The organism is Pseudomonas oleovorans subsp. oleovorans, assembly GCF_002197815.1.
Taxonomy (GTDB): domain Bacteria; phylum Pseudomonadota; class Gammaproteobacteria; order Pseudomonadales; family Pseudomonadaceae; genus Aquipseudomonas; species Aquipseudomonas oleovorans.
Window position 1 is genome coordinate 110,722 of record NZ_NIUB01000003.1, and the last position, 23,649, is coordinate 134,370.

Here is a 23,649-nt window from a genome sequence, read left to right on the forward strand (position 1 = left end):
GAATAATTCCTCGAAAGGTGGCAATTTGCCCGACACTGCCATTTGCCAGATAGCCATGGCAGGATGCTCGCGAACGCTGCATAACCCCCATGGTCAGCTGCACACAGCCTGTGCAAAGGAAGACCCTGCATGCCTGCGGATTTCGGCATTCCCCACCTGTTCGCGTACCTGATCGCCACCATCCACGCCCTTGGCGTACTGGCCGCGATCCACGCCGTGCTGACCGTGCGCACCGCCCAGGGCGCGCTGGCCTGGGGCCTGTCGCTGTTCTTCATGCCCTACCTGACGCTGCTGCCGTACCTGGTGTTCGGCCGCAGCCGCTTCGATGCCTACGTCAAGGCGCGGCGCCAGGCCGACAAGGAAATGCACCACGCCATGGCCGAACAGGACTGGCGCCCCTGGGTCGAGGAAGCCAAGGCGGCGCACCTGTCGCCGGCCTACGACCGCCTGCGCGCGCTGCCACGCCTGTCCCATCTGCCCGGCCTGATCGGCAACCGCGTCGAACTGCTGATCGACGGCGAAGCCACCTTCGCCGCCATCTTCGCAGCCCTGGCCAGCGCCCAGCAGGTGATCCTGCTGCAGTTCTTCATCATCCGCGATGACCGCCTCGGCCGGCGCCTGCAAGACGTACTGCTGGAGCGCGCCGCCGCGGGCGTACAGGTGCATGTGCTGTATGACGGCGTCGGCAGCCATTCGTTGTCCGCCGCCTTCATCGATCGCCTGCGCCGCGGCGGCGTGCAGATACACGCCTTCCCCACACGCTCCGGGCTGTTCAATCGCTTTCAGCTGAATTTCCGCAACCACCGCAAGATCGTCGTGGTCGACGGCGAGATCGGCTTTCTCGGCGGGCTCAACGTCGGTATCGAATACCTCGGGCAGAAGCCGCCGCTGGCGCCCTGGCGCGACACCCACGTCGAAGTGCGCGGCCCCGTGGTGGCCAGCCTGCAGGAAGCCTTCGCCGAAGACTGGTACTGGGCCTGCCAGAAGCTGCCGCCGCTACTGATGCCGAGCAAGCAGGATGACCCCGGCCTGCTCTGCCAGGTGATCGCCAGCGGCCCGGCCGACCCGCAGGAAACCTGCTCGCTGCTGTTTGTCGAAGCGATTCACGCAGCGCGCGAGCGGGTGTGGCTGAGCAGCCCCTATTTCGTGCCCGACGAGGCGCTGTTCGCCGCGCTGCGTCTGGCGGTGATGCGCGGCGTGGACGTGCGCCTGCTGCTGCCGTCACGCCCCGATCACCGCATTGTCTATGCCGCCTCCAGCCTCTACGCCTTCGAGGCGCTACGCGCCGGCGTGCGCATCTTCCGTTACCAACCGGGGTTCCTGCACCAGAAGGCGCTGCTGATCGACCACGATGTCAGCATGCTGGGCAGCGCCAACCTGGACAACCGTTCCTTCCGCCTGAATTTCGAGGCCAGCCTGCTGACCTTCGACGAGGGCTTCAACGCTCAGGTGGCAAACATGCTGGAAGAGGATTTCAGCCGCTCACGCGAGCTGGTCAACGCCGACCGGCGCAACCTGCACCGCCTGCAGCAACTGGGCATGCGCGTAGCGCGGCTGATCTCGCCGATTCTCTGAGCCGCGGCTATGGTTAGGGTGCCAGCCGCTGTTAGCTGTCAGCGAGAACCCGCCTACCATGACCAAGTGCTTTGCCCTGCTGCTCTGCCTGTTCGTCCTGCCCGCTCTGGCACAGGAGGAGATTCACGTCGGTGTCGAACTGCAGCCCTATCAGCCTTACTCGGATGTGGAGAACGGCGAATACCGTGGCTATGCACGCGATCTGCTGGACGCCTTCGCCGCCGAGCATGGCTATCGCTTCGTCTACATGCCGCTGCCGGTCAGGCGCCTGCTCGGCGGTTTCCTGTCTGGCCGGATCGACCTCAAGTTCCCCGATCACCCACAATGGAACGCCGACCAGAAAGCCGGCCATGACATCCACTACAGCGCCCCGGCAGCGCCTTATGTCGACGGCATTCTGGTCAAGCCGCAGCACCTCGGTCAGGGCCAGCAGCGCATCGAACTGCTTGGCACGCAGAATGGCTTCACGCCCTGGCCCTACCTGCCGGACATCCGCGCCGGAAAAATCCGCCTGATCCAGGCCAACCAGATCGACTCGTTGCTGCGCATGGCAAGCAGTGACCGCGTCGACGCGGTCTACCTCAACCCCAGGGTAGTGGCTCACCAACTCAGGCAGATGCGCATGGCAGCCGACAGCCTGGTGTTCGACCCAGAGCTGCCGCACGTGGAAGATCACTACTACCTGTCGAGCATCCACCACCCGCAACTGATCGAGGCGTTCAACCGTTTTCTCGAAGAGCGAGCCGCGCTGGTGGGAGAAATCCGCCGTCGCCACGGGCTGTGAGCATCAGCGCTTCAGCGCCCCGCAATCCGCCCCTACCCAACGAGCTCGACTTTCCATGCTGCTCGGCTGGCCGTTGTAAGTGCCTTTGACCTGGGTGGTGAATTCCTTGTCACTGACGAAACGCGTCTCCCCTTCGCCCTGAGCATCCGGGCAGTTGAAGCGGAATTTCCATAGCGTCGCGCTGCGTTCGAGAATCTCGTTGCTGCAACCGGAGTCGGGATCGTGCAGGGGGATTTCCTGAGCCTTGATCTGCTCGGCGGTGAGGCACATCTGCACGCCACCGGCACCGAGTTTGATGCCCTGCTCGGCCATCATGCTCTCCATCATCTGCCGCTGCTCGGGCGGCAGGTTCTGCATCTGCGCCAGCATTTCCTCCATGCCGGGCATGGCCTGACCGCCCACCTGCATGTTGTGCGAGCTGACTTCCCAGACACCGGGCTGCAGATCCAGAGCGCTGGCCACGACGGGCGACAGACAGAGAGCGAGCGGGAGGGTGAAACGAAAGATAGGGCGCATGACGGGTCTCCTGGGCAGGTGGTTAGCCAAGCCTAGCAGGCCGCAGATGAACAAAACCCCCACCGGCTCGCGCCGCATGGGGGTTTCCTTCTTTTGATCCGGCACTTGTGGCGCCGGAAGCCTGAGTCCGCTCTGGCGAACCTAGCCCGCGTCAGCCGCAGGGGAGCTCAGCTCACAGCTCCAGAGTTCCAACGCCGGCTGGCTCGCTTGTGGCGGGCCGAGCCAATCGCTCATCGGGCGACAACGCTGGTTGAAACACAGTTGGTAATCCCCGGCTTCAGGCGTACGCCCGACTCGCAGGGGTTGCAAAGGCGGTAGCTGACGCTGGTAGTGCCAGCTGCCATTGCGCAGTTCGGCGCCGTCGGGAATTTCCATTCCGGCGCCGGAACCCTTGACCCGCGCCTCGCCGAGGACCAGGCCCTCGGCGGTGACACGGTAATCCTCTTCCCAGCGCACCTTCTCGATGGTGTGGGTCCAGGCCAGGGTGAAGGCCGGCGTGGGCAACTCTGCCCATACCACGCCGGCCAACCCCAGGCACAGGCCGATCACGCCGTCGCCGCCTCGGCACGGCGAGCGCGCCAGACGTGTTGCGCGATGAAGATGGCGCTGAGGGCAAAGCCGATTTCGTCACTGATCGGGGTGGCGAGAATCAGGCTGGCACCGGCGGCCAGGCCCAGAATGCGTTCCCACCAGGTCAGCTTGGCCTGCAGGTAGCCGGTGAACACGGCACCCCAGATGCCGATAGCCAGCATTGCCTTCAAACCGACGTAGACAGTTGCCAGCAGGCTGTCGCCCTGCAGCATCAGCGCCGGCGAGTAGACCGCCATGAACGGCACGACGAAGCCGGCCACGGCGATGCGCACCGCCCAGAAGCTGATCTTCAGACCACGCTCCTTGGCGATCGGCGCAGCGGCGAAGCAGGCCAGCGCTACCGGCGGCGTGAGGTCGGCCATGATGCCGAAGTAGAAGACGAACATGTGCGAGACGATCAGCGGCACGCCCAGCTCCAGCAGGGCCGGCGCGGCAATCGAGCTGGTGATGATGTAGTTGGGGATGGTCGGAATACCCATGCCCAGCACCAGACAGGTGAGCATGGTCAGCACCAGCGACAGGAACAGGTTGTCCTGGCCGATGGCGAGGATGTAGCCGGCGAAGGTGGACGCCACCCCGGTCAGCGACACCACACCGATGATCACGCCGACCAGGGCACAGGCGATACCCACCGGTACGGCATGGCGCGCACCTTCGACCAGCGCGTGCAGGCACAGGGTCAGGGTTTCACGGCCGCCCTTGACGAACCAGCAGGCCGCCACCAGCAGGGCGATAACCCCGAACACCACGCCGATACCCAGCTGGAAGAAGCCGGCGCAGAGCACGCCGAGGGCGATCCAGAAGGCGAAGCGCATGACCTTGGACGATACCCGCAGGATGATCGCCGAGCCGAGGATGACCATGGCGGTCAACGCCAGGCCAACGGTGCCGGAGAACAGCGGGGTACGCCCGGAGAACAGCAGGTAGATGAGGATGAACAGCGGGATCAGCAGGAACCAGCGCTCGCGCACGGCCTTCCACGGGTTCGGGCATTCGTCCTTGGGCAGGCCGCGCAGGTTGGCGCGCTTGGCCTCCAGGTGGACCATCCAGAACACCGAGCCGAAGTACAGCAGCGCCGGGATCAGCGCGGCCTTGGCCACTTCGAAGAACGGCACGTTGATGGTCTCGGCCATGATGAAGGCCACGGCGCCCATGATCGGCGGCATGATCTGGCTGCCCATCGACGAGGTGGCCTCGACGCCACCGGCGAAGGCCGGGCGATAACCGAAGCGCTTCATCAGCGGAATGGTGAACTGGCCGGTGGTGACCACGTTGGCCACGCCGGACCCGGTGATGGTGCCCATCAGCGCCGAGGACACTACCGACACCTTGGCCGGGCCGCCAACCTTGTGGCCGAACAGGCCCATGGCGAAATCGGTGAACAGCTTGATCATCCCGGCCTGCTCGAGGAAGGCGCCAAACAGGATGAACAGGAAGATGTAGGTAGCCGACACGTAGGTCGGCGTGCCGTACAGGCCCTCGGTACCGAAGGCCAGCTGGTTGACGATCTGGTCGAAGCCGTAGCCGCGATGCATCAGCTCGCCCGGCAGGTACTGGCCGAGCATGCCATAGGCAAGAAACAGCGCGCAGATGATCGGCAGGGCGATGCCCATGACTCGGCGCGCGGCCTCGAACACCAGCACGATGAGGGTTATGCCGATGATCATGTCGCTGGTGGTCATGTCACCGGAACGCTGGATCAGGTCCGCCTCGAAATACCACTGGTAGGCCGCCGTGGCCATGCCGGCCAGGCCGAGCAGCCAGGCCAGAGGCTGCCAAGGGCGCTTGGCGCCGAAAGCCGGGATGCTGATGAACACCACCAGCAACAGGAAGCCGACGTGCACCGCGCGCAGCACCTGGGTAGATACCGGGTGGAAAGCGGCGGTGACGATCTGGAAGATGGAAAACAGCAGCGCGACGGCGAACAACGCCTTCGGCCAGTCGGACGGGCTGGCGCCCATACCCTGATTCTGCTCACTCATGGAGTGCAAACCTCATGACTACTTTGATTGCGGTGACAGAGTCGCCAACAAAACCCACCGTCCATGAACGCCGGTTTTATTCGCGATTCTGGGGGCTCTGTCCGCTCCAGCCTGTGCGCTGTAGGAGCGGATTCATCCGCGATTTCCTCGCGAACATCGCGGATGAATCCGCTCCTACAAAAGCAACATCGGCGTGGATACAGAGCAAGCAGGCCGCGACCCATGCCGCGGCCTGAACCGGTATTACAGCGCGCCGGCTTCCTTGTAGAAGCGTTCGGCACCCGGGTGCAGCGGGATCGGCAGGTTCTGGGTGGCAGTCTCCAGCTTGATGTCCTGAGCGGCGGAGTGAGCGGTGCCCAGACGGCCGAGGTTGTCGAACATCAGCTTGGTCATCTGGTAGGCCACTTCGTCGGAGACGCCTTCATGGCTGACCAGGATATTGGTGATGGCCACGGTAGGTACGTCAGCGTCCTGGCCGTCGTAGGTGCCGGCCGGAATGGTGGCAGCCTCGTAGGCGGCGTTGTCGATCTTCGCGGTCACTTCGGCCGGGATGGCGACGAAGCTGATCTTCATGGTCGAGGCCAGGTCACGGATGGCGGCCATGCCCAGACCGGAGGACTGCAGGGTGGCGTCCAGCTGACGGTTCTTGATCAGCTCGACCGACTCGGCGTACGGCAGGAACTCGACCTTGCCCATGTCCTTGTAGGTCAGGCCAGCGGCTTCGAAGATGGCGCGAGCGTTGAGCTCGGTGCCGGACTTCGGCGCGCCCACGGAGATGCGCTTGCCCTTGAGGTCTTCCAGGGTCTTGATGCCGGATTCGGCGTTGGCAACGATCTGGATGTAGTTCGGGTAGGTACCGGCGATGGCGCGGATCTTCTTCAGCGGCGCCTTGAAGCCAGCGTCTTCGACGCCGTTCCAGGCATCGGCGACCGAGTCACCGAGGGCGAAGGCCAGCTCACCGCGACCGGCTTCGAGCAGGTTGAGGTTTTCCACCGACGCCTTGGTCGCCTGGACCGAGGTCTTGGAGCCCTCGATGCCGTTGCTGTAGAGCTGCGAAAGGGCCACGCCAATCGGGTAGTACACACCGCTGGTACCGCCAGTGAGCACGTTGATGAAAGTCGGGGCAGCGAGCACTGCGGTGCTGGCAGTGATGGCCGCGGCAGCGGCGAACAGGCTGATTTTCTTGGTCAGTCGCATGGAAGTATCTCCGTCGTTGTTATTGGCTATATGCAGAGTTTCACTCTAGACGACGCCGCACAGGCGACGTCGACGTTGCGCGATCAGCAGCGCAGGGTGCAGCGTCGGACAAGAGCCGCAGCGGGCGCGGTAGGAAGGCGGCCCATGCACGGCAGCGAATGCGGCATGGCGCGAGGGGCATGGCAGTTCATGGGCTGACCTCTTGTCGTTGTTATGGTCGCCACGTCGGCAAGATGCTGCGCGGCTGCAACTGTCATAGCAGATGCCGTGCCAGGGCCTGGAAAGCCCGAGATAGAGGGGTTACATCTAAAGACCAATGGGTCATTGAGCGGGAAATCGCCTACATCCGTGACAGGGTCGGCAAAAATCCGCTTATCACGTCACGCGCCCTGTAGGAGCCGCGCCCCGCGGCGAATGGCGGCCATCGCGCAATGCCAAGCTCCTACCCAAAAGCGTCGCCCGGGGCGGGGCTGCCACAGGTCAAGGGAAACCGTCATGCCCGCGCAGACGGGCACCCAGAATCTGCAAATCACCAGGGCTCCCGACTTCGCGGGAGTGACGATAAGTGGCCTTTTCAGAACATCCCAAGGTGAGCAGCCGCCCAAGATCGCCGGCAAGCCGGCTCCTATAGCGCGTGCTCATTCTTCGCCGCCAGGCAGGTAATCACCGCGCGCCAGGCCATGGCGCTGCATCTTCTCGTTGAGGGTGCGGCGCGGCAGCTGCAGCATTTCCATCACCGCGGTGATGTTGCCCTGGCACTGCAGCAAGGCGTTGTGCAGGCACTGCGCCTCGAAGGCTTCCATCTGCTGCGCCAGCGCCTGGCCGGCAAAGCGCTCGGCCGGCGGCGGGCTGGACAGCCCCAGGGCATGGCGCTCGGCAGCGTTGATCAGCTCACGGACGTTGCCCGGCCAGTCATGACCGAGCAACCGAGCAAGCTCGCTCGGCGCCAGTGGCGGCGCTTCGCGCCCATGACGCAGCGCCGCCTCGTGGGCGAAATGTTCGAACAACAGCGGAATGTCCTCGCGGCGCTCGCGCAGCGGCGGAATATGCAGGGTAGCGACGTTGAGGCGGTACACCAGGTCCTCGCGGAAACGCCCGGCCTTGACCTCGTCGAGCAGATCCGGCTTGGCCGCGCTGATCACTCGCAGATCGACCTGGATGCTCTTGTTCGAGCCGAGGCGTTCCAGGGTCTTTTCCTGCAGCACGCGCAGCAGTTTGACCTGTTGCGCCAGCGGCAGACTCTCCACCTCGTCGAGAAACAGGGTACCGCCATCGGCATGCTCGATACGGCCGATGCGCCGTGCCTGGGCGCCGGTGAAGGCGCCACTCTCGTGACCGAACAGCTCGCTTTCGAAGATGGTCTCGGGAATCGCCGCACAGTTCAGCGCGGCGAAGGCCTTGCTGGCACGCGGGCTGAAATCGTGCAGGCTGCGCGCCACGCGCTCCTTGCCGCTGCCGGTCTCGCCGCGGATCAGCACGTTGACCGAGGTGCCGGCCAGTTCGAGGATCTGCCGCCGCAGGTTTTCCATCGGCCGCGAAATGCCGATCAGTTGGCTCTCGATACGGCCCTTGTCGGCCACCTGCCGACGCAGTTGGCGGTTCTCGCAAACCAGCCGGCGCTTGTCCAGCGCGCGGCGCACGCTGTCGAGCAGACGCTCGGGGGTGAAGGGTTTCTCGATGAAGTCATAGGCACCCTGACGCAGCGCCTGTACCGCCATGGGTACATCGCCATGACCGGTGACCAGGATCACCGGCAGGTCGGTGTCTACCTGCAGCAGCTTGTCCAGCAATTGCAGGCCATCGCTGCCGGGCATGCGCACATCGCTGACGACGATGCCGGGGAAGTCGCGGTCGACCAGAGCCAAGGCTTCGGCCGCACTGGCGCAGGTACGTACGTCGAAACCGGACAGCTCCAGCCACTGCTGCACCGCCTCGCGAATCGCCGCTTCGTCGTCGACCACTATGACCTGAGCGCTCATGGCACCTCCTCTTGAGAACGGCGGGCAGTGTAGCCCGACGAATGCAATCCGGGGCAACGACCGGTGCGCACCGCGCACACTACGATCAGGCAGCGCCGCGCAGCGAGCACCAACCCACCCCAGGCCCACCGATATGCCCCGTGTAGGAGCCGGCTTGCCGGCGATAGGCCTTTGTGGCGCGGAGCATCGCCCGCAAGCGGGCTCCTACAAGGCCTACGCGCAGCAATCCGGGTTACGGCGCGGCGGGCAAACGCAAGGTAAACACTGCACCCAGCTCGCCGTTGTGCGCCTCCAGCGTGCCGCCGAGATCGCGCACGATACCGTAGGACACCGCCAGCCCGAGCCCCAGCCCCTGCCCCACCGGCTTGGTGGTGAAGAAGGGTTCGAACACCCGCCCGAGGGTTTCCTCGGCGATGCCGCCGCCACTGTCCTCGACGCTGAGCAGGCAGCTGTCGCCTTCGCGGGCGATGCGCACCAGCAAAACGCGCGGCTCGCTCTCGGCCATGGCATCGAGGGCGTTGTGCAGCAGGTTGAGAATCACCTGCTCGATGCGAATGGCATCACCGAGCACTTCGGCGTCATCGTCGATCTGCGTGCGCAGTTCGATCTGCTCGTTGCGCATGCGCGGCGCCAGCAGCTGCAAGGCCTGCTCCAGCACGTCACCGAGGCACAGGCGCTCGCTGAGGCCGGCCGGGGTCTTGCGGGCAAAGGTCTTGAGGTGGCCGGTCAGCGCCGCCATGCGCTGCAGCAGACCATCGATGCGCTGCAGGCCGTCGCGCACCGCTTCCGGCCGACCACTGTCGAGCAGCAGGCGCAGGCTGCCGAGCTGCATCTGCAGGGCGGTCAGCGGCTGGTTGATCTCGTGCGCCAGCGCCGCCGACATCTGCCCCAGCGCGGCCATCTTGGCGGCATGCACCAGGCCTTCCTGGGCCTGGCGCAGCTCGGCGGTGCGCAGCGCCACCTCGCGCTCCAGGCGCTCGCGGATACCGGCCTGCAAACGCTGGTTCTTGCGCCGCTGGATAAGGAATAGCAGGAGGAAGGCCAGGGTCATCCATACCCCGGCAGCAGCCAGGCGATAGCTGCGCACGCTGTCCGCCAGACCGACCGGCTCGCTGAGCAGATGCAGGTTCCAGCCCTCTTCGGGCATGTGCAGACGCTGCCAGAGATAGTCGCGATTACCGTCGGGGCCATCGACGCGTGCCCAGTCAGCATCGTCGTCGATGTGCCGATGCACCTGATGCGCCAGCGGCTGCAGCGCCTGCTCGGCGTAGCGGCGCACCTCCACCAGTTCGGCACGCGCCTGTTCGTCGAGCGGCTGCAGAGCGCGGAAGCGCCAGATCGGCTTGTTGCTGAGGATCACCACCTGATAGCTGTCGGCGACCATCAGCACCCCGGGCTGGCCGACCCATTCGCGCTGCAGGTCCTCCAGCTCCAGCTTGACCACCAGCACGCCGAGCAGCTCGCCCTTGGCATCGCGCACCACGTGGGAGAGAAAATAGCCGGGAATACCGGTGGTCACGCCCACCGCGAAATAGCGTGCGCCGCCATCGCGCAGGGCGTTCTGGAAATAGGGCCGGAAGGCGTAGTTGTTGCCGACAAAGCTGCTCCAGTCGCGCCAGTTGCTGGCCACCAGGGTTTCGCCCTGGGCATCGAGCAGGTACAGCACGGTGGAGCCGGCCGCCGCGTTGAGTCGCTCCAGGCGCTGGTTCAGCGCCAGGCGCAGCTGACGATCATGCGGTGCGCGCAGCAGGCTACGAATGTCGCTGTCCAGCGCCAGCACCTCGGGTACCGAGCTGAAGCGCTCGACCAGGGTGCGGATCGACTGGGCATAGAGCTGCAGTTGCCCGCGCGCCTCGATGCTGCGCTCGTCCCAGGCGCGCTGCTCGGCATAGCGTCCACCCAGCCACAGGCTCAGCAGCAGGCCGGCAAGAATCGCCAGGACGGTGAGCAGAACGCGGGAGCGATAACGGGGACGCTGCGGCAAGGGCATAGGCGGCTCGCGGGATCAATACGAGCCGCATGTTACTCCATCACGAATACAGGTCAGCACGGGTCCACGGCAGATCATGACCGCCGTCATCGCGCGGTTTCACCGCCAGGATCTGATGCAGGTTCATCCAGCCATGCTGGAAGCCGTACGCGCAGCCGGCCAGGTACAGGCGCCAGATACGCAGGGACTTTTCCGGTACCCACTGCGCGGCCTTCTGCAGCTGCCGCTCCAGGCCCTGGCTCCACAGCTGCAAGGTGCGCGCGTAGTGCAGGCGCAAGCTCTCGACATCAACGATCTCCAGCCCGACCTCGCTGATCGCCTTGCTGATGGTCACCAGGTGCGGCAGCTCACCTTGCGGGAACACGTAGCGGTCGATGAACTCACCGGCGCCACGACCGACCGGACGGCCGTCGGTGAAGCGCGAGGTGATGCCATGGTTCATCACCAGGCCGCCGGCCTTGACCGCGCCGAACAGACGCTGGCAGTACAGCGGCAGGTTGGCGTGGCCGACGTGCTCGAACATGCCGACGCTGACCACCTTGTCGAAGCGTCCGTCCTGCGGCAGGTCACGGTAATCCAGCAGCTCCAGGGTCACGCGCCCTTCCAGACCTTCCTCGACCACGCGCTGCAGGCCCAGCTCCAGCTGCGCCTGGCTGAGGGTGATGCCGTAGACCTCGACGTCGAACTCGCGCGCGGCAAAACGCGCCAGGCCGCCCCAGCCGCAACCGACGTCGAGCAGCCTGTCACCCGGCTGCAGACGCAGCTTGCGACACAGGTGGCGCAGCTTGGCCTGCTGGGCCTGGTTCAGGTCTTCCTGACCGGTTTCGAAGTAGGCGCAGGAGTAGACCATGTCGCGGTCCAGCCAAAGTCGGTAGAACTCGTTGGACAGGTCATAGTGGTAGCTGATGGCCTCGGCGTCGCTGCGTTTGTCGTGGGCGGCGTATGGCTCAGCTGGTGTGGATTCATCCCCGAGCAGCGCCGTACTCAGCGCATCGCCAACCTCGATGGCCTCTTCGATGGGGCCTTCCAGATCCACACGCCCCTCGACATAGGCAGCGCCCAATGCATCCAGGCTGGGGTGGGCCAATTGCGTGACCAGCGAGGGATCTTTCACCACCAGCGTCACCCTGGGTTTGGGCCCAAGGTCGATCTGCTTGCCGTCCCACAGTTTCAGGCGCAGCGGCAGTCGTAGATCACGAAGTGCGGTGGGCAGTTGCGCGAGCATGGGCATCCCTCCTGGCCAGGAGTCTGTGTTACAGAGACTAGCTTAGATGACCTTTGCGCCCTTGCAGCAGTTCGATCCTGGCGACTAGCGGCGCCTGAGCAGGGCCACGAAGAATGCTCCGCCAATGGCGGCGGTGACGATGCCGATGGGCAGATCCTGCGGTGCCAGCCAGGTGCGCGCGGCGACATCGACCCAGACCAGGAACAGCGCCCCCAGCAGCGCCGCCACCGGCAGCACGCGACGATGCTCGGCGCCGACCAGAAAGCGCGCCACGTGCGGCAGCATCAGCCCGACGAAACCGATGGCGCCGGACAGCGATACCAGCACGCCGGTGAGCAGCGAGGCCACCACGAACACCACGAGACGTACCCGCCGTGGCTCCAGGCCCAGGCTCACCGCGCTCTGCTCGCCGGCCATCAGCGCATTCAGCGCGCGACCCAGGCCGAGCAGCACCGCCAGCGCCAGCAGCAGGCACAGCGCCGGCAGCCAGAGCAGCTCCCAGCGCGCCAGACCGAGGCCGCCAAGCATCCAGAACAGCACCGAGCTGGCCGCGTGCGGGTTGCCCAGGTACAGCAACAGGTTGCTCGCCGCCATCATCACGAACGACACCGCCACGCCGGCCAGCAGCAGGCGCTCGCTGTGCAGCCGACCGCCGCGACTGGCGATGGCCAGCACCAGCAGCATGCTCGCCATGGCGCCGACGAAGGCCGCCAGCGGCAGGCTGAGCATCCCGGCGAACTCGCCCAGATAAAGCACCACGAGCACCGCACCGAAGGCTGCGCCAGAGCTGACGCCGAGCAGGTGCGGGTCGGCCAGCGGGTTGCGCGTTACCGCCTGCAGCGCCGTACCCACCAGCGCCAACCCGGCGCCCACCAGCGCGCCGAGCAACACCCGTGGCGCGCGCAGTTGCCAGACGATGCTGTCCTGGCCGACGCTCACCGCCACTGCGGGCTCGATGCCGAACAGCTGCCGAGCGAGTATTGCCAGCACGCGCTCCAGCGGCACCTGAGCCGCGCCGAAGACCAGCGACAGCGCACAGGACAGCACCAGCAATACCGCCAGGCCGAGCAGCAGCAAGCGAAAACGCGTCACTGCGCGAAGGCCTCGGGATGCAGCGCGGCAGCCAGGGTTTCGATGGCGGCGACGTTGTCCAGGCTCGGTGTGACGGCGAGATAGGAGAGCACCACGAAGCGCTGCTCGCGAATCGCCGTGACGCCCTGCAGCGCCGGGTGCTGCAGGAGAAAATCGCGCTTCTGCGTAGCCGTGCGCTCACCATAGTCGACGATCAGGATCAGCTCCGGGTCCTGCTCGACCACGGCTTCCCAGCCTACCTGCATCCAGTTGGCCGCTACGCCGTCCATCACGTTGCGCCCACCGGCCGCGGCGATCAGCGACTGCGGCATGCCCAGGCGGCCGGCACTGAAGGGCAGGTCCTCGCCGCTGTCGTAGACGAACACCCGCGGCCGTGTCGGTTGCTCACCGAGCTGCGCACTTACCGCCGCTACCCGCGCCTGCATGCCCTGTACCAGGGTCTCGGCACGATCCTCGACGGCGAAGATGCGCCCGAGATTGCGCAGGTCGGTATAGACATCGTCCAGGCTGGCGACGCGCTTGGGCATAACGTGCGCGCAGGACTCGCTCAGCTCGTACACCGGGATGCCGAAGCGCGCCAGGCTGGCCGGGGTGACCTCGCCGCCGATGCGCATGCCGTAGTTCCAGCCGGCGAAGAAGAAGTCGGCGTCGGCATCGAGCAGATTCTCCAGCGACGGATAGCGCGCGGCCAGTTCGGGCAGCCCATCGAGCTGCGCCTGCATGGCCGGCTCGACGGTCTTCCAGCCGCTGATGCCGCTGTAGCCGACCATGCGCTGCCTCAGACCGAGGTCCAGGAGCATGGCGGTCAGGGTGATGTCGTGGCTGACCGCACGCTGCGGCGGTCGCTCGATGGTCAGTTGGCGATCGCAGCTGGTGACGGTGGCGGCCCAGGCGGGGCTGGCCAGCGCCAGCAGGATCACGCCAATGAGTGTAGGAGCGAGCTTTGCTCGCGAAGCTTCTGTCGTTCCCCAGGGTTCGCGAGCAGAGCTCGCTCCTACAGATGCAACCGTGCGTAAACGCTTCATCAAACAATCCAGGTAATGCGCGGATAACCCGCCAGTGGATGGGTATCGACCAGCGCCTGCAGGCCGAACACCTGCCGCAGCAACTCGGCGGTCAGCACCTCGGCAGGCGTGCCGATGGCCACCAGACGGCCCTGGTCGAGCACGCAGAGGCGGTCGCAGAAGGCCGCCGCCAGGTTGAGGTCGTGGAAGCTGGCCAGTGTCGCCAGGCCCAGCGCCTTGATCTGGCCCAGCAGTTCGAGCTGGTAGCGCGGATCGAGGTGGTTGGTCGGCTCGTCGAGGATCAGCACTTGCGGCTGCTGCACCAGGGCACGGGCGAGCAGAGCGCGCTGCTTCTCGCCACCCGAGAGGCAGGCGAAGGGCTGCTGCGCCAGGCCGCTCAAACCGACACGGGCCAGCGCCTCATCCACCAGGCGCCGATCCTCGGCATCGTCGCCATCGAACAGCCCCTTGTGCGGCGTACGGCCCATGGCCGCCACCTCGTGCACGCGCAGGCCGAAGTCCTGCGGAAATTCCTGCAGCACCACGGCCACGCGCTGCGCACTCCAGCGCGGCGGGCGCTGCCACAGCGCCTCGCCGTCCAGCTTGACCTGGCCGGCGCTGGGCCGCTGGAAGCGATAGGCGCAGCGCAGCAGGCTGGTCTTGCCGCTGCCGTTGGGGCCGATCAGCCCCAGCAGCTCGCCATCGCCGACGTCCAGGTCGATGCCGTCGAGCAGCGGACGCTGGCCGTCGGGCGACCAGGCCAGCGCCTGAATACGCAAACGCGGAGTCATCAGAAGCTGTAATCCGCGGTGACGAAGAACGAACGCGGCGCCCCCAGATACCACTGCTCGCCGTCGCTGCTGGCGGTGGTGGCGTACTGGCGGTCGAACAGGTTGTTCAGCTCCAGGCCCAGGCGCACGTCCGGCAATGCCTGCCAGGCGACGTTGGCATCGACCACGGTGTAGCCAGGGACCTTGGCGGTGTTGGCCGTATCGGCATACCGCGCATCGACATAACGCGCGCCGATGCCGGCATCCACGCCGCCACCAAGCGCCTTGTTCAGCCACAGGTTGGCGGTGCGCTTGGGCACATCGGTCGGGCGCTTGCCGCTGCGGTCGCCACCACCTTCGATGAAGTCGTCGTACTCGGCGCGCACCAAGGCGGCGTTGGCCGACACCTGCCAGCCCCGACCCAGCGCCAATTCCAGGGTGGCCTCCAGACCATCGGAAGACTGCTGGCCGATCTGCTCGGTGGGCGAGGTAGGGGTTTCGCGGCTGAGCAGCTTCTTTTTGACGATATGGTAGGCCGCCAGCGTCCACTCGCCCTGCCCGCCCCAGAACATCTGCTTGAGGCCGATTTCGCTCTGCCTGGCTTCGCTGAGGTCGAACTGCTGCTGAGTCGGGTTCAGGGTCAGCAGGTTGTTCACCCCCTCGGTGCTGGTGGCGTACTGACCGTACAGCGACAGCTCCGGGGTCAGCGCGAAGACCAGCCCGGCGCGCCAGTTGTCGCCACTCAGGCTACGGTCGGCGCTGCTGCCATCGATCAGGTTGTCGCGCTGCAGATGCACCTGATCCCGGCGCACCCCGGTGACCAGCGACAGGCGCTCGGTCAGCTGGGTGCGGTTCTCGGCGAACAGCGAGAACTGCCGCGCCAGGTTGCGCTCACGCGGGCCGTAGCCGAGCGGGTCGGTGCTCTGGTACTGACCGCCGCCGGAGCCGGCCAGCGGCACGCTGTCGCTGAAGCTGCTGGCGAAATCGTGCTGGCGGGCGAAGTGGATGCGGTTGTAATCCACACCGACCACCGTGCGGCTATCGAGGCCGAACAGGGCGTGATCGAGGGTGAAGGTCTGGCGGTCGCCGACCTGCTCCTGGGTGTGCTTGATCCGGTAGAACTCGCTGCGCTCGACCGTATCACCCGGCTGCCAGCGATAGGCCTCGGCATTGCGCCAGTAGCGCTGGGTCTTGATGTAGTAGAGCTGGTTGCTGGCGCTGAGCGCGTCGTTGATGCGCCAGTCCGTCACCAGGCGGGTGATCTGGTCGTTGTAGCGGATATCCGCGTCGGCGACGTTGTAATTGCGCTCGCGGATGCTCTCGCGGTACTTGCCGGCCACCAGCGGCGTGCCGAGATAACGCATCGGGCTCTGGTCGCCATGGTCGTGGGACAGGGTGAAGCTCAGGTCGTCATGGGCGTCCCAGCGCAGGGCGGCGCTGAGCGCCAGGCTGTCCGAATCACCGCGGTCGACCCAACCATTGCTGGCCTGCTGATTGATGTTGAAGCGGTAGCTCAGTTCGTCACTCAGCGAACCGCCGCTGTCCAGCGCAGCCTGACGGCGGTCGTCGCTGCCGTAGCCGAGGCGCAGCTGGTTGCGGATCTCGCCGGCGAAGGGCTTCTTCGGCACTACGTTGATCACCGCGCCGGTGGCGCCCTCACCATAGAGCACCGAAGCCGGGCCGCGCAGCACGTCGATGCGCGCTACAGACCAGGTGTCCACCGGGAAGGTCACGGTGCCGGCGCCGACGTACTGGCGGGTGCCATCGTACAGCTGCATGGTCGCCGAATGGCCAGTGAAGCCGCGCGCCGACAGCGCGGTGCCGCCATTGCCGGGCGAGCCGATGCTGCTGATACCCGGCGTGCGGGTCACGGCGTCCTGCACCGTCAGGTTGTTGCGCCCGCGTACCTCGGCGCCGCTCAGGCTGCTGGTGCTGGCCGGCGTTTGCAGGGCCGAAAGCTCCAGGCGCGAGCCGGACGTAGTAGGTGTATGCAGATCGCTCTCGCCTTCCTCGGCAGCATGCGCCTGGACGGTGACGGCAGGGAGATCGACAGGAGATTCGCTGGCCATGGCCACACCGCCAAGCAGCAGCGCGAATGGCAGGGAGCAGAGGCGTAGAAGGTGCTGCACGTGAGTGATTCCGGATCTTCCAGGAGAGTCGTCAGGACGCTCCAGGCTCCGGGTGTGCGAGTTGAAGGCGGCCAGCCTTGACGCTTCGCAGTCAGTGCCTGAGGCGATAATGTTATTGTTATAACATAACATTATCGTTTTTCGCAGGTAGCCCGAGACGGGCTCACGCCCTTCGTTCAGGCATGCAGAAGAGAGGTTCTTGTAGCGGAAATGGCGCGCCATATTGCTTCCATCGCAAAGAGAAAAGGCACGGCAATCCGATGGAAATGCGCAACAGCAGACAGGGGCACGGCGGCGCCATACTGGAGTCAACGCCCGCCCACCGCGGGTTGCCAGACACAAACGACTCCAGGCCGGTCTCCGGGCTTGCGAGGGTCATGAACGCATCGCCTTCCCATGCGCGTGGCGCACAGTGGCGTATCGATGCGGTCGCTCGCTTACCGTTGCGGGGGCAGCGTCGGACTTCAACCGACTTCCCGTTTCACCTCACGCGCGGCGGCGTGAGACACCTGAAGCGGGGCGGATATGACCACCCGCACCCGCTCAAGTCAAGGCGCGGGGGCAATTGTGGGAGGTGCTTTAGCGGCGATTGCTCGTAGCCTGGATTGGCCGCAGGCGTAATCCGAGTTGCTAATTGTTGCCCTGCTCATCGATACGCAACTCCGGCAGCGCCCTGCCCGCTACCAGGCGCTCATCGACCAGACGAATCACCGCCGCCTCGTCCTGGATGCCGTACCACTCGCCCTGTGGATATAGACTCGCGGTGGGGCCCAGGTCGCAGGGGAACTGGCACTGGCTGCGGGTGATATGCACACCGCCCTCGCACTCCAGCTTGCCTGCTGCCTTGAGCCGTTGGCGCAGGGTTTTCCACAGGCCCAACGCACCCTTGCGCGTGCAGCGCGGGCCATTGCACAGCAGCAGGCGTTGGGCGTGTGGCGGGATCTGCGACCAGGCGTGGTGCGCAGGCACGGGCGGCACGTCACTGCAGGGCAGATGCGCCTGACGATGCGCCAGCAGTGCGCTCAGGCCATCGAGCCAGGCATCTTCCATGGCGCTGCAAACCACGAATACCTCGCTCCCGTTACCGCGTTCGGCGATGCACTCGCGCAGCCAGTCGCGGTGCGCGGCATCGGCGCGTGGCTCCAGATCGACCACCAGCAACGGGCGTGGCGCCTCATCGATGGCCTGCCAGAAGCCATCCTGCTCGCTGTCATGCAGATGCGCCTCGCCGAGCAACGCTTCAATGCGCTGCTGCAGACGCTCGGACGATGCACCACGCCCCAGGCCGGGGCCGATGAACAGGATGCGCGCGTAAGGGGCTTGGCTCATGACAGTCTCCAAAAGGGCCGGCAGTCTAGCAGCGCAACGGCAAGCGTAGGGCGGCTGCAACCCGCCAGATCGGCAGTGGCGGGTTTCACCCGCCCTACAGAAGCAGCGCTTCGCCCCAGGCATCCAACTCAGTGAACTCGCGCGTCACCACTGGCAATGGCAGGCGGCGTTGCGTCAAGCGTAGGGCGGGTTTCACCCGCCCGACAAGGACAGCGCCTCGTAGAGAGCGTCCAACTCCGCGAAATCACGCGTTACCACCGGCAACTGCGGGCGACGCAACAGCAAAACCGGCAATCCAAGCTCACGGGCGACCTGCAGCTTGGGTTCGGTGGAGGCGCTGCCGCTGTTCTTGCTCACCAGCACGTCGCAGCGGATACGGGCGAACAGCGCGCGCTCCTCATCCAGCGAGAACGGCCCACGTGCGCCGATCACTTCTGCGCGCGGCGGCGCCGGCTCGGCCTGCAGGCAGCGTACCGTCCAGTGCTGGTGTTCGGGTATTTCATGCAGATGCGCCAGCGGCTCACGCCCGGAGGTGAAAAACGGCCGCTCGAAAGGCGCCAGTGCACGGGTCAGTTCATCCCAGCCTTCCACCTCGCGCCAGTCGTCACCCGCGCCGGGTTGCCAGCCAGGGCGACGCAATGCCCAGCAGGGCACGCCCGCCAGTTCTGCAGCGCGGGCCGCGTTATGGCTGATCTGCGCCGCATAGGGGTGGGTCAGATCCAGCAGCAGCTCGATGCCTTCGCTGGCGGTAAAGGCGGCCAGGCCATCGGCACCGCCAAAGCCGCCGACGCGCACGCGGCAGGCCAGGTCATCCGGCACCCGGCCAAGGCCGGCCAGGCTGTAGATGGTTTCCGGCCCCAGTCGACGCGCCAGACGCAGCGCCTCGGTGGTGCCACCGAGCAACAGGATACGCGCCGTCACGATTTATAGGCCGCCAGCAGGGTGATCGGCAGCGCCGCGCGCCAGGTGTCGAAGCCGCCCAGCGGCTGCGCCTGGGCCACGGTAAGACGCAGCAGCTCACCGCCATTCTGTTCGCGGAAGGCGACCAGCGCTGCCTCGCTCTGAATGGTCACGGCATTGGCCAACAGACGCCCGCCGGACTTGAGCGCGTCCCAGCAGGCGTCCAGCACGCCGGGCACGGTGACGCCACCGCCGATAAAGATCGCCTCCGGCGCGGGCAGTCCATCCAGCGCCTCAGGCGCGTGCCCGGCGACCAGTTGCAGGCCGGGTACGCCGAGCGTGTCGCGGTTATGGCGGATATGTTCCTGGCGCCCCTCGTTGGCTTCGATGGCGATGGCCCGGCAGGCCGGGTGTGCGCGCATCCACTCGATGCCGATGGAGCCACAACCGGCACCGACATCCCACAGCAGCTCGCCGGGTAGCGGGGCCAGGCGCGCCAGGGTGACCGCGCGCACGTCGCGCTTGGTCAGTTGGCCGTCGTGGCGGTAGGCCTCGTCCGGCAGGCCGCAAGTTGGTGGCAACAGTTGCGCCCCGGCATCAGCCAGGCACTCCACCGCCAGCAGGTTGAGGTCGGCGCCACGCGGAAGGTTCCAGCTCGCGGCCAGGCCATCGATACGGCGCTCGTTGGGGCCGCCAAGGTGCTCCAGCAGATTCAGGCGGCTGGCGCCGAAACCGCGCGCACGCAGCGCTTCGGCAACCAGCGCAGGCGTATCGCCATCGGCGCTCAATACCAGCAGGCGCGTACCGGGATACAACCGGGCGTTGAGCGTGGTCAGCGGCCGGCCGACCAAGGAGACCACCTCCACCTCCTGCAGCGGCCAGCCCAGACGCGCCGCTGCCAGCGACACCGAGGACGGCGCCGGCAAAACCTGCAGTTCGTCGACCGGCACCTGGCGCGCCAGGCTGGCACCAACGCCATAGAACATCGGATCACCGCTGGCCAGCACGCACACCGCCTCGCCACGCCGGGCCAGCAGCGGTTGCAGATCGAAGGGGCTCGGCCAGGTTTCCCGCTCGCCCGTGATGCACGGTGGCAACAGCGCCAGCTGGCGCGGTGCACCGACAATACGCGTGGCCGCCAACAGTGCGCGGCGCGCGGCCTTGCCCAGGCCGGGATAGCCGTCTTCGCCGATGCCAACCAGGGTCAACCAGGGTTTCATCCAATGTCCTCGCACAGGCCCGACGGAGCGCCTGTCCGCGCTCGGGGCAAAGCGGGCATAATAGCGCCTTCGTCGGTGCCCTTGAGTCGATACGACTCAGTAAAGGGCCTAAGGAAACTCTGAAATAGTCGTTATTCCCGCGCAGGCGGGAATCCATAATCTCAGTACTACCTGGGCTCCCGCCTTCGCGGGAGTGACGGTAAATGGTCATTTCAGAGTTTCCCCAAGAGGGAACACGGTAAAACCGTGGCTGCCCCCGCAACTGTAAACAGCGAGTCCTACGCAATCGGCCACTGGAAACAGGCCGCTGAAAAACGTAAGCGAGGCAGGCAAGACAAGGCAAAAACGACCGAAAAAGCGCAGTTTACGTGTTGTAAATGAGCATTTTGAGGCCGTTTTTAACGCCGTATTGCCAACGCAGATAGTTTTTCAACGGCCTGTACCGGGAAGGCGCAGCGGATCAAGACCTGTCAGCCAGGAGACCTGCCGACGAACGCTGGTCGCGAGTGCCAACATCGGGCGGGGTGTACCGATGCCATGGAGTCCCCTATGGGATTTCGCTGGTTCGGTCGCCGCGTCGTTATCCACAGGTGACCGCTTGCCCACATCCGTCCGCCCTTCCGCCTGCCCCGGCCTGCTGCGCATCGTCCCCGCGCTCGATGGCGGCATCTGCCGCATCAAGCTGCCTGGCGGCGTGCTGCGCTGCGCCCAGGCGCGGGCGATTGCCGAGGCGGCCAGGCACTGTGCCAGCGGCGTGCTGGAGCTGACCAACCGCAGCAACCTGCAGGTTCGCGGCGTGCTGCCTGGCCAGGAAAGCGCGCTGATCGACGCCCTGCTGAGCGCCGGACTTGGCCCGCGCGTGGCAGACGCAGACGATGTGCGCAACCTGCTGCTCAGCCCCGCCGCCGGCCTTGACCCACAGGCGCGGATGGACGTGCGCCCGTTGGCCAATCAGTTGCTCGACCTGCTGCAGGACACCCCGGTGCTGCACGCACTGTCGCCCAAGTTCGCCCTGCAACTGGATGGCGGCGAAACCTTGGCCATGCGCGAACACCCGCACGATCTATGGCTGGTCGCCGAGAACGAGCAGCACCTGCTGCTGGGCCTGGCCGGCTGCCCTGTCGAGACGCCGCTGGCGCGCATCGAAGCGACACACGGCGTAGAGCTGGTGCGCCAACTCCTGCAGCTGTTCCTCGAACTGGCGACACCCGAGCAATCGCGCATGCGCCAGTTGCTGCAACAGATCCCAGCCGACGAACTGCTGCAACGTCTGCAAGCACGTCTGGATTTTCCCTTGCAACCGGTGCCGGTCAATTGGCAGCAGAGCGCTCCGCTCGACCACGTCCCGGCTGGTATTTATCCACAGGCGCAGAGCGGCCTGTGTATGGTCGCTGCTGGCGCCCAACTAGGCCGGCTGCACGCCGAGCAACTGTTGACGCTGGCCCAACTGAGCGAGCACCACGGCGATGGAAATTTACGCCTGACGCCCTGGCAGGGCGTGCTGCTGGGCAATGTGCCGGAAGCCGCCAGCGGTGAGCTGCTGGCGGCGCTAGGCGAGCTCGGCCTGCTGACGCATATCGACGAACCGCTGCTCGGCCTGGTCGCCTGCACCGGCGCGGCGGCCTGCGAGCGCGGCCTGGCCGATAGCAAACACCACGCCCTGCACCTGGCGGAGCTGCTGCGCGAAAGCGGCGCCCGCCCGCAGGTGCATCTCAGCGCCTGCCCGCGCAGTTGCGCCAGCGCCCGCGTGCTGCCCTATACCCTGCTGGCCAGCACGCCCGATCACTACCAGCTCTACCAACGCACACCCGAGGCGCCCGGTTTCGGCCGTCTGCTGGTGCCAGCCATGACCATCGACGAAGCCGGCGCCTGGTTCGCCCGCCAACACCCCGCAGGAACCCCCGATGCTTGATTACATCCGCGACGGCCAGGAAATCTACCGCCGTTCCTTCGCCACCATCCGCGCCGAGGCCAACCTCAACGGCATTCCCGCCGACCTGGAAAAACTCGCCGTGCGGGTGATCCATGCCTGCGGCATGGTCGATGTGGTGGAGGACCTGCGCTTCTCCCCCGGTGCTGGCGCCGCTGGCCGCGCCGCCCTGCTAGCCGGCGCGCCGATCCTCTGCGATGCGCGCATGGTCGCCGAGGGCATCACCCGCCCGCGCCTGCCGGCGAACAACCAGGTGATCTGCACCCTGCACGACGCCGGCGTACCGGAGCTGGCCCGCGAAGTCGGCAACACCCGCTCGGCGGTGGCCCTGGAGCACTGGCGCGAGCATCTGGAAGGCAGCGTGGTGGTGATCGGCAATGCGCCCACCGCGCTGTTCTACCTGCTGGAAATGCTCGACGCCGGCGCGCCGAAACCGGCGCTGATCATCGGCATGCCGGTGGGCTTTATCGGCGCGGCAGAATCGAAAGATGCGCTGGCCGCAGACAGCCGTGGCGTGCCCTACGTGATCGTCCGTGGTCGCCGCGGCGGCAGCGCCATGGCAGTGGCGGCAGTCAACGCCCTCGCCTCGGAGGTGGAGTGATGGCTGGCCGTCTGCTTGGCCTGGGCGTCGGCCCCGGCGACCCCGAGCTGCTTACCCTCAAGGCGCTGCGCCTGCTGAAATCGGCGCCCGTGGTGGCCTATTTCGTGGCCAAGGCCAAGCACAATGCCGGCCATGGCGGTAACGCCTTCAGCATCATTGAGGAACATCTGGACGCCGCCCAGCAGCGCCTGCCGCTGGTCTACCCGGTGACCACCGAGAAGCTCGCCCCGCCGCTGAGCTACGAGGATGTGATCGCCGACTTCTACGACACCTGCGCGCAGCAGATCGCCCAATTACTGGACGCCGGCCAGGACGTGGCGGTGATCTGCGAAGGCGACCCGTTCTTCTACGGCTCCTACATGTACCTGCACGACCGCCTGGCCGACCGCTACAAGGTGGAGGTGGTGCCCGGCGTCTGCTCCATGCTCGGCTGCGCCTCGGTGCTGGGCACGCCGCTGGTCTACCGCAACCAGAGCTTGAGCGTGCTCTCTGGCGTGCTGCCGGAAGACGAGCTGGAACAGCGCCTGCGCGACGCCGAAGCGGCGGTTGTGATGAAGCTCGGGCGCAACTTCGACAAGGTGCGCCGCGTGCTGCGCAAGCTCGGCCTGGACGACCGCGCCCATTACGTCGAGCGCGCGACCATGGCCAGCCAGAAGATAGTGCCGCTGGACGAGGTGGAGCCGATGGATTCGCCGTACTTTTCCATGATTCTGGTGCCTGGGCAGAAATGGCGGGGGTAATGCCGTAGGGCGGGTGCAACCCGCCTGCAGCGAGCTGGCGGGTTGCACCCGCCCTACCCGTCTCAAGACCGTATACGGATGCACCCCGGGAAACC

General features: G+C 66.0%; 19 protein-coding genes and 2 riboswitches. Of the genes, 5 read left to right on the forward strand and 14 right to left on the reverse strand.

Translation table 11 applies throughout. The features are described 5' to 3' along the window. Positions 1–129: 129 nt before the first annotated feature. Together cls and PSOLE_RS02505 are read left to right on the forward strand one after the other, a co-directional pair. Positions 130–1,575 (forward strand): cardiolipin synthase, encoded by a 1,446-nt coding sequence (gene cls / locus PSOLE_RS02500; protein WP_074855736.1) that lies wholly within the window; start codon positions 130–132, stop codon positions 1,573–1,575. A gap of 58 nt (positions 1,576–1,633) precedes the next feature. Next, entirely contained in the window at positions 1,634–2,359 is a 726-nt protein-coding gene (locus tag PSOLE_RS02505; RefSeq protein WP_074855734.1) for a substrate-binding periplasmic protein, read from the forward strand. A 3-nt stretch (positions 2,360–2,362) separates the two neighbouring features. Here the strand turns inward: PSOLE_RS02505 and PSOLE_RS02510 are convergent, their stop codons facing one another. The 14 genes from PSOLE_RS02510 to cbiE all read right to left on the reverse strand — a co-directional run bounded on the left by PSOLE_RS02510 (position 2,363) and on the right by cbiE (position 20,283). Beyond that, positions 2,363–2,875, reverse strand: a complete 513-nt coding sequence (locus PSOLE_RS02510; protein ID WP_074855732.1) for a DUF3617 domain-containing protein — start codon at positions 2,873–2,875, stop codon at positions 2,363–2,365. A gap of 141 nt (positions 2,876–3,016) precedes the next feature. Beyond that, positions 3,017–3,424 carry a DUF1850 domain-containing protein gene (locus PSOLE_RS02515; protein ID WP_088339286.1) on the reverse strand — a complete coding sequence of 136 codons (408 nt, stop codon included), beginning with the start codon at positions 3,422–3,424 and terminating at the stop codon, positions 3,017–3,019. After that, positions 3,421–5,448, reverse strand: a complete 2,028-nt coding sequence (locus PSOLE_RS02520) for a TRAP transporter permease (protein ID WP_074855730.1) — start codon at positions 5,446–5,448, stop codon at positions 3,421–3,423. The genes PSOLE_RS02515 and PSOLE_RS02520 overlap by 4 nt, the downstream gene beginning before the upstream one ends. Before the next feature lie 243 nt (positions 5,449–5,691). Beyond that, positions 5,692–6,645: a TAXI family TRAP transporter solute-binding subunit gene (locus PSOLE_RS02525; protein ID WP_074855728.1), complete on the reverse strand. Its 954-nt coding sequence runs from the start codon at positions 6,643–6,645 to the stop codon at positions 5,692–5,694. A gap of 638 nt (positions 6,646–7,283) precedes the next feature. After that, complete coding sequence (locus PSOLE_RS02530; protein ID WP_074856602.1) at positions 7,284–8,624, reverse strand: sigma-54-dependent transcriptional regulator; 1,341 nt, start codon at positions 8,622–8,624, stop codon at positions 7,284–7,286. A 232-nt stretch (positions 8,625–8,856) separates the two neighbouring features. Next, on the reverse strand, positions 8,857–10,614 hold the full coding sequence (locus PSOLE_RS02535) for a sensor histidine kinase (protein WP_074856604.1): 1,758 nt from the start codon (positions 10,612–10,614) through the stop codon (positions 8,857–8,859). Positions 10,615–10,654: 40 nt separating this feature from the next. Beyond that, entirely contained in the window at positions 10,655–11,839 is a 1,185-nt protein-coding gene (cfaB, locus tag PSOLE_RS02540) for a C17 cyclopropane fatty acid synthase CfaB (protein ID WP_074856606.1), read from the reverse strand. An 84-nt stretch (positions 11,840–11,923) separates the two neighbouring features. Next, entirely contained in the window at positions 11,924–12,931 is a 1,008-nt protein-coding gene (locus PSOLE_RS02545; RefSeq protein WP_074856610.1) for a FecCD family ABC transporter permease, read from the reverse strand. Next, positions 12,928–13,956, reverse strand: coding sequence for an ABC transporter substrate-binding protein (locus PSOLE_RS02550; protein ID WP_088339287.1), 1,029 nt, complete (start codon positions 13,954–13,956; stop codon positions 12,928–12,930). Before PSOLE_RS02550 ends, PSOLE_RS02545 begins: the two co-directional genes overlap by 4 nt. Beyond that, a complete protein-coding gene (locus PSOLE_RS02555; protein WP_074856613.1) occupies positions 13,956–14,726 on the reverse strand; it encodes an ABC transporter ATP-binding protein in 771 nt (256 codons plus the stop codon). The genes PSOLE_RS02550 and PSOLE_RS02555 overlap by 1 nt, the downstream gene beginning before the upstream one ends. Then, complete coding sequence (locus PSOLE_RS02560; RefSeq protein WP_074856616.1) at positions 14,726–16,834, reverse strand: TonB-dependent receptor; 2,109 nt, start codon at positions 16,832–16,834, stop codon at positions 14,726–14,728. The genes PSOLE_RS02555 and PSOLE_RS02560 overlap by 1 nt, the downstream gene beginning before the upstream one ends. Positions 16,835–17,168: 334 nt before the next feature. Further along, positions 17,169–17,362, reverse strand: a riboswitch (cobalamin riboswitch). Positions 17,363–17,464: 102 nt separating this feature from the next. Then, positions 17,465–18,163: a (2Fe-2S) ferredoxin domain-containing protein gene (locus PSOLE_RS02565; protein ID WP_074856619.1), complete on the reverse strand. Its 699-nt coding sequence runs from the start codon at positions 18,161–18,163 to the stop codon at positions 17,465–17,467. 192 nt (positions 18,164–18,355) lie between these two features. After that, a complete protein-coding gene (locus PSOLE_RS02570; protein ID WP_074856622.1) occupies positions 18,356–19,084 on the reverse strand; it encodes a cobalt-precorrin-6A reductase in 729 nt (242 codons plus the stop codon). Beyond that, complete coding sequence (gene cbiE / locus PSOLE_RS02575) at positions 19,081–20,283, reverse strand: precorrin-6y C5,15-methyltransferase (decarboxylating) subunit CbiE (protein ID WP_074856625.1); 1,203 nt, start codon at positions 20,281–20,283, stop codon at positions 19,081–19,083. Before cbiE ends, PSOLE_RS02570 begins: the two co-directional genes overlap by 4 nt. Positions 20,284–20,463: 180 nt before the next feature. Continuing rightward, positions 20,464–20,788, forward strand: a riboswitch (cobalamin riboswitch). A gap of 93 nt (positions 20,789–20,881) precedes the next feature. Between cbiE and cobG the strand changes: the two genes are divergently transcribed. The 3 genes from cobG to PSOLE_RS02590 are packed head-to-tail and all read left to right on the forward strand — an operon-like array spanning position 20,882 to position 23,554. Then, positions 20,882–22,195 carry a precorrin-3B synthase gene (gene cobG / locus PSOLE_RS02580; protein ID WP_074856628.1) on the forward strand — a complete coding sequence of 438 codons (1,314 nt, stop codon included), beginning with the start codon at positions 20,882–20,884 and terminating at the stop codon, positions 22,193–22,195. Then, the gene (locus tag PSOLE_RS02585) at positions 22,188–22,814 is read left to right on the forward strand and encodes a precorrin-8X methylmutase (RefSeq protein WP_003464850.1); all 627 of its coding nucleotides are present in this window, start codon (positions 22,188–22,190) and stop codon (positions 22,812–22,814) included. The genes cobG and PSOLE_RS02585 overlap by 8 nt, the downstream gene beginning before the upstream one ends. Beyond that, the gene (locus PSOLE_RS02590) at positions 22,814–23,554 is read left to right on the forward strand and encodes a precorrin-2 C(20)-methyltransferase (protein WP_074856631.1); all 741 of its coding nucleotides are present in this window, start codon (positions 22,814–22,816) and stop codon (positions 23,552–23,554) included. The genes PSOLE_RS02585 and PSOLE_RS02590 overlap by 1 nt, the downstream gene beginning before the upstream one ends. The last annotated feature ends 95 nt before the right edge of the window (positions 23,555–23,649 follow it).

Bases quoted from the DNA above. Each gene is read 5' to 3' on its own strand.
- cls (WP_074855736.1), top strand. From the start codon at position 130: ATGCCTGCGGATTTCGGCATTCCCCACCTGTTCGCGTACCTGATCGCC.
- PSOLE_RS02505 (WP_074855734.1), top strand. From the start codon at position 1,634: ATGACCAAGTGCTTTGCCCTGCTGCTCTGCCTGTTCGTCCTGCCCGCT.
- PSOLE_RS02510 (WP_074855732.1), bottom strand. From the start codon at position 2,875: ATGCGCCCTATCTTTCGTTTCACCCTCCCGCTCGCTCTCTGTCTGTCG.
- PSOLE_RS02520 (WP_074855730.1), bottom strand. From the start codon at position 5,448: ATGAGTGAGCAGAATCAGGGTATGGGCGCCAGCCCGTCCGACTGGCCG.
- PSOLE_RS02525 (WP_074855728.1), bottom strand. From the start codon at position 6,645: ATGCGACTGACCAAGAAAATCAGCCTGTTCGCCGCTGCCGCGGCCATC.
- PSOLE_RS02530 (WP_074856602.1), bottom strand. From the start codon at position 8,624: ATGAGCGCTCAGGTCATAGTGGTCGACGACGAAGCGGCGATTCGCGAG.
- PSOLE_RS02535 (WP_074856604.1), bottom strand. From the start codon at position 10,614: ATGCCCTTGCCGCAGCGTCCCCGTTATCGCTCCCGCGTTCTGCTCACC.
- cfaB (WP_074856606.1), bottom strand. From the start codon at position 11,839: ATGCTCGCGCAACTGCCCACCGCACTTCGTGATCTACGACTGCCGCTG.
- PSOLE_RS02550 (WP_088339287.1), bottom strand. From the start codon at position 13,956: ATGAAGCGTTTACGCACGGTTGCATCTGTAGGAGCGAGCTCTGCTCGC.
- PSOLE_RS02555 (WP_074856613.1), bottom strand. From the start codon at position 14,726: ATGACTCCGCGTTTGCGTATTCAGGCGCTGGCCTGGTCGCCCGACGGC.
- PSOLE_RS02565 (WP_074856619.1), bottom strand. From the start codon at position 18,163: ATGAGCCAAGCCCCTTACGCGCGCATCCTGTTCATCGGCCCCGGCCTG.
- cbiE (WP_074856625.1), bottom strand. From the start codon at position 20,283: ATGAAACCCTGGTTGACCCTGGTTGGCATCGGCGAAGACGGCTATCCC.
- PSOLE_RS02585 (WP_003464850.1), top strand. From the start codon at position 22,188: ATGCTTGATTACATCCGCGACGGCCAGGAAATCTACCGCCGTTCCTTC.
- PSOLE_RS02590 (WP_074856631.1), top strand. From the start codon at position 22,814: ATGGCTGGCCGTCTGCTTGGCCTGGGCGTCGGCCCCGGCGACCCCGAG.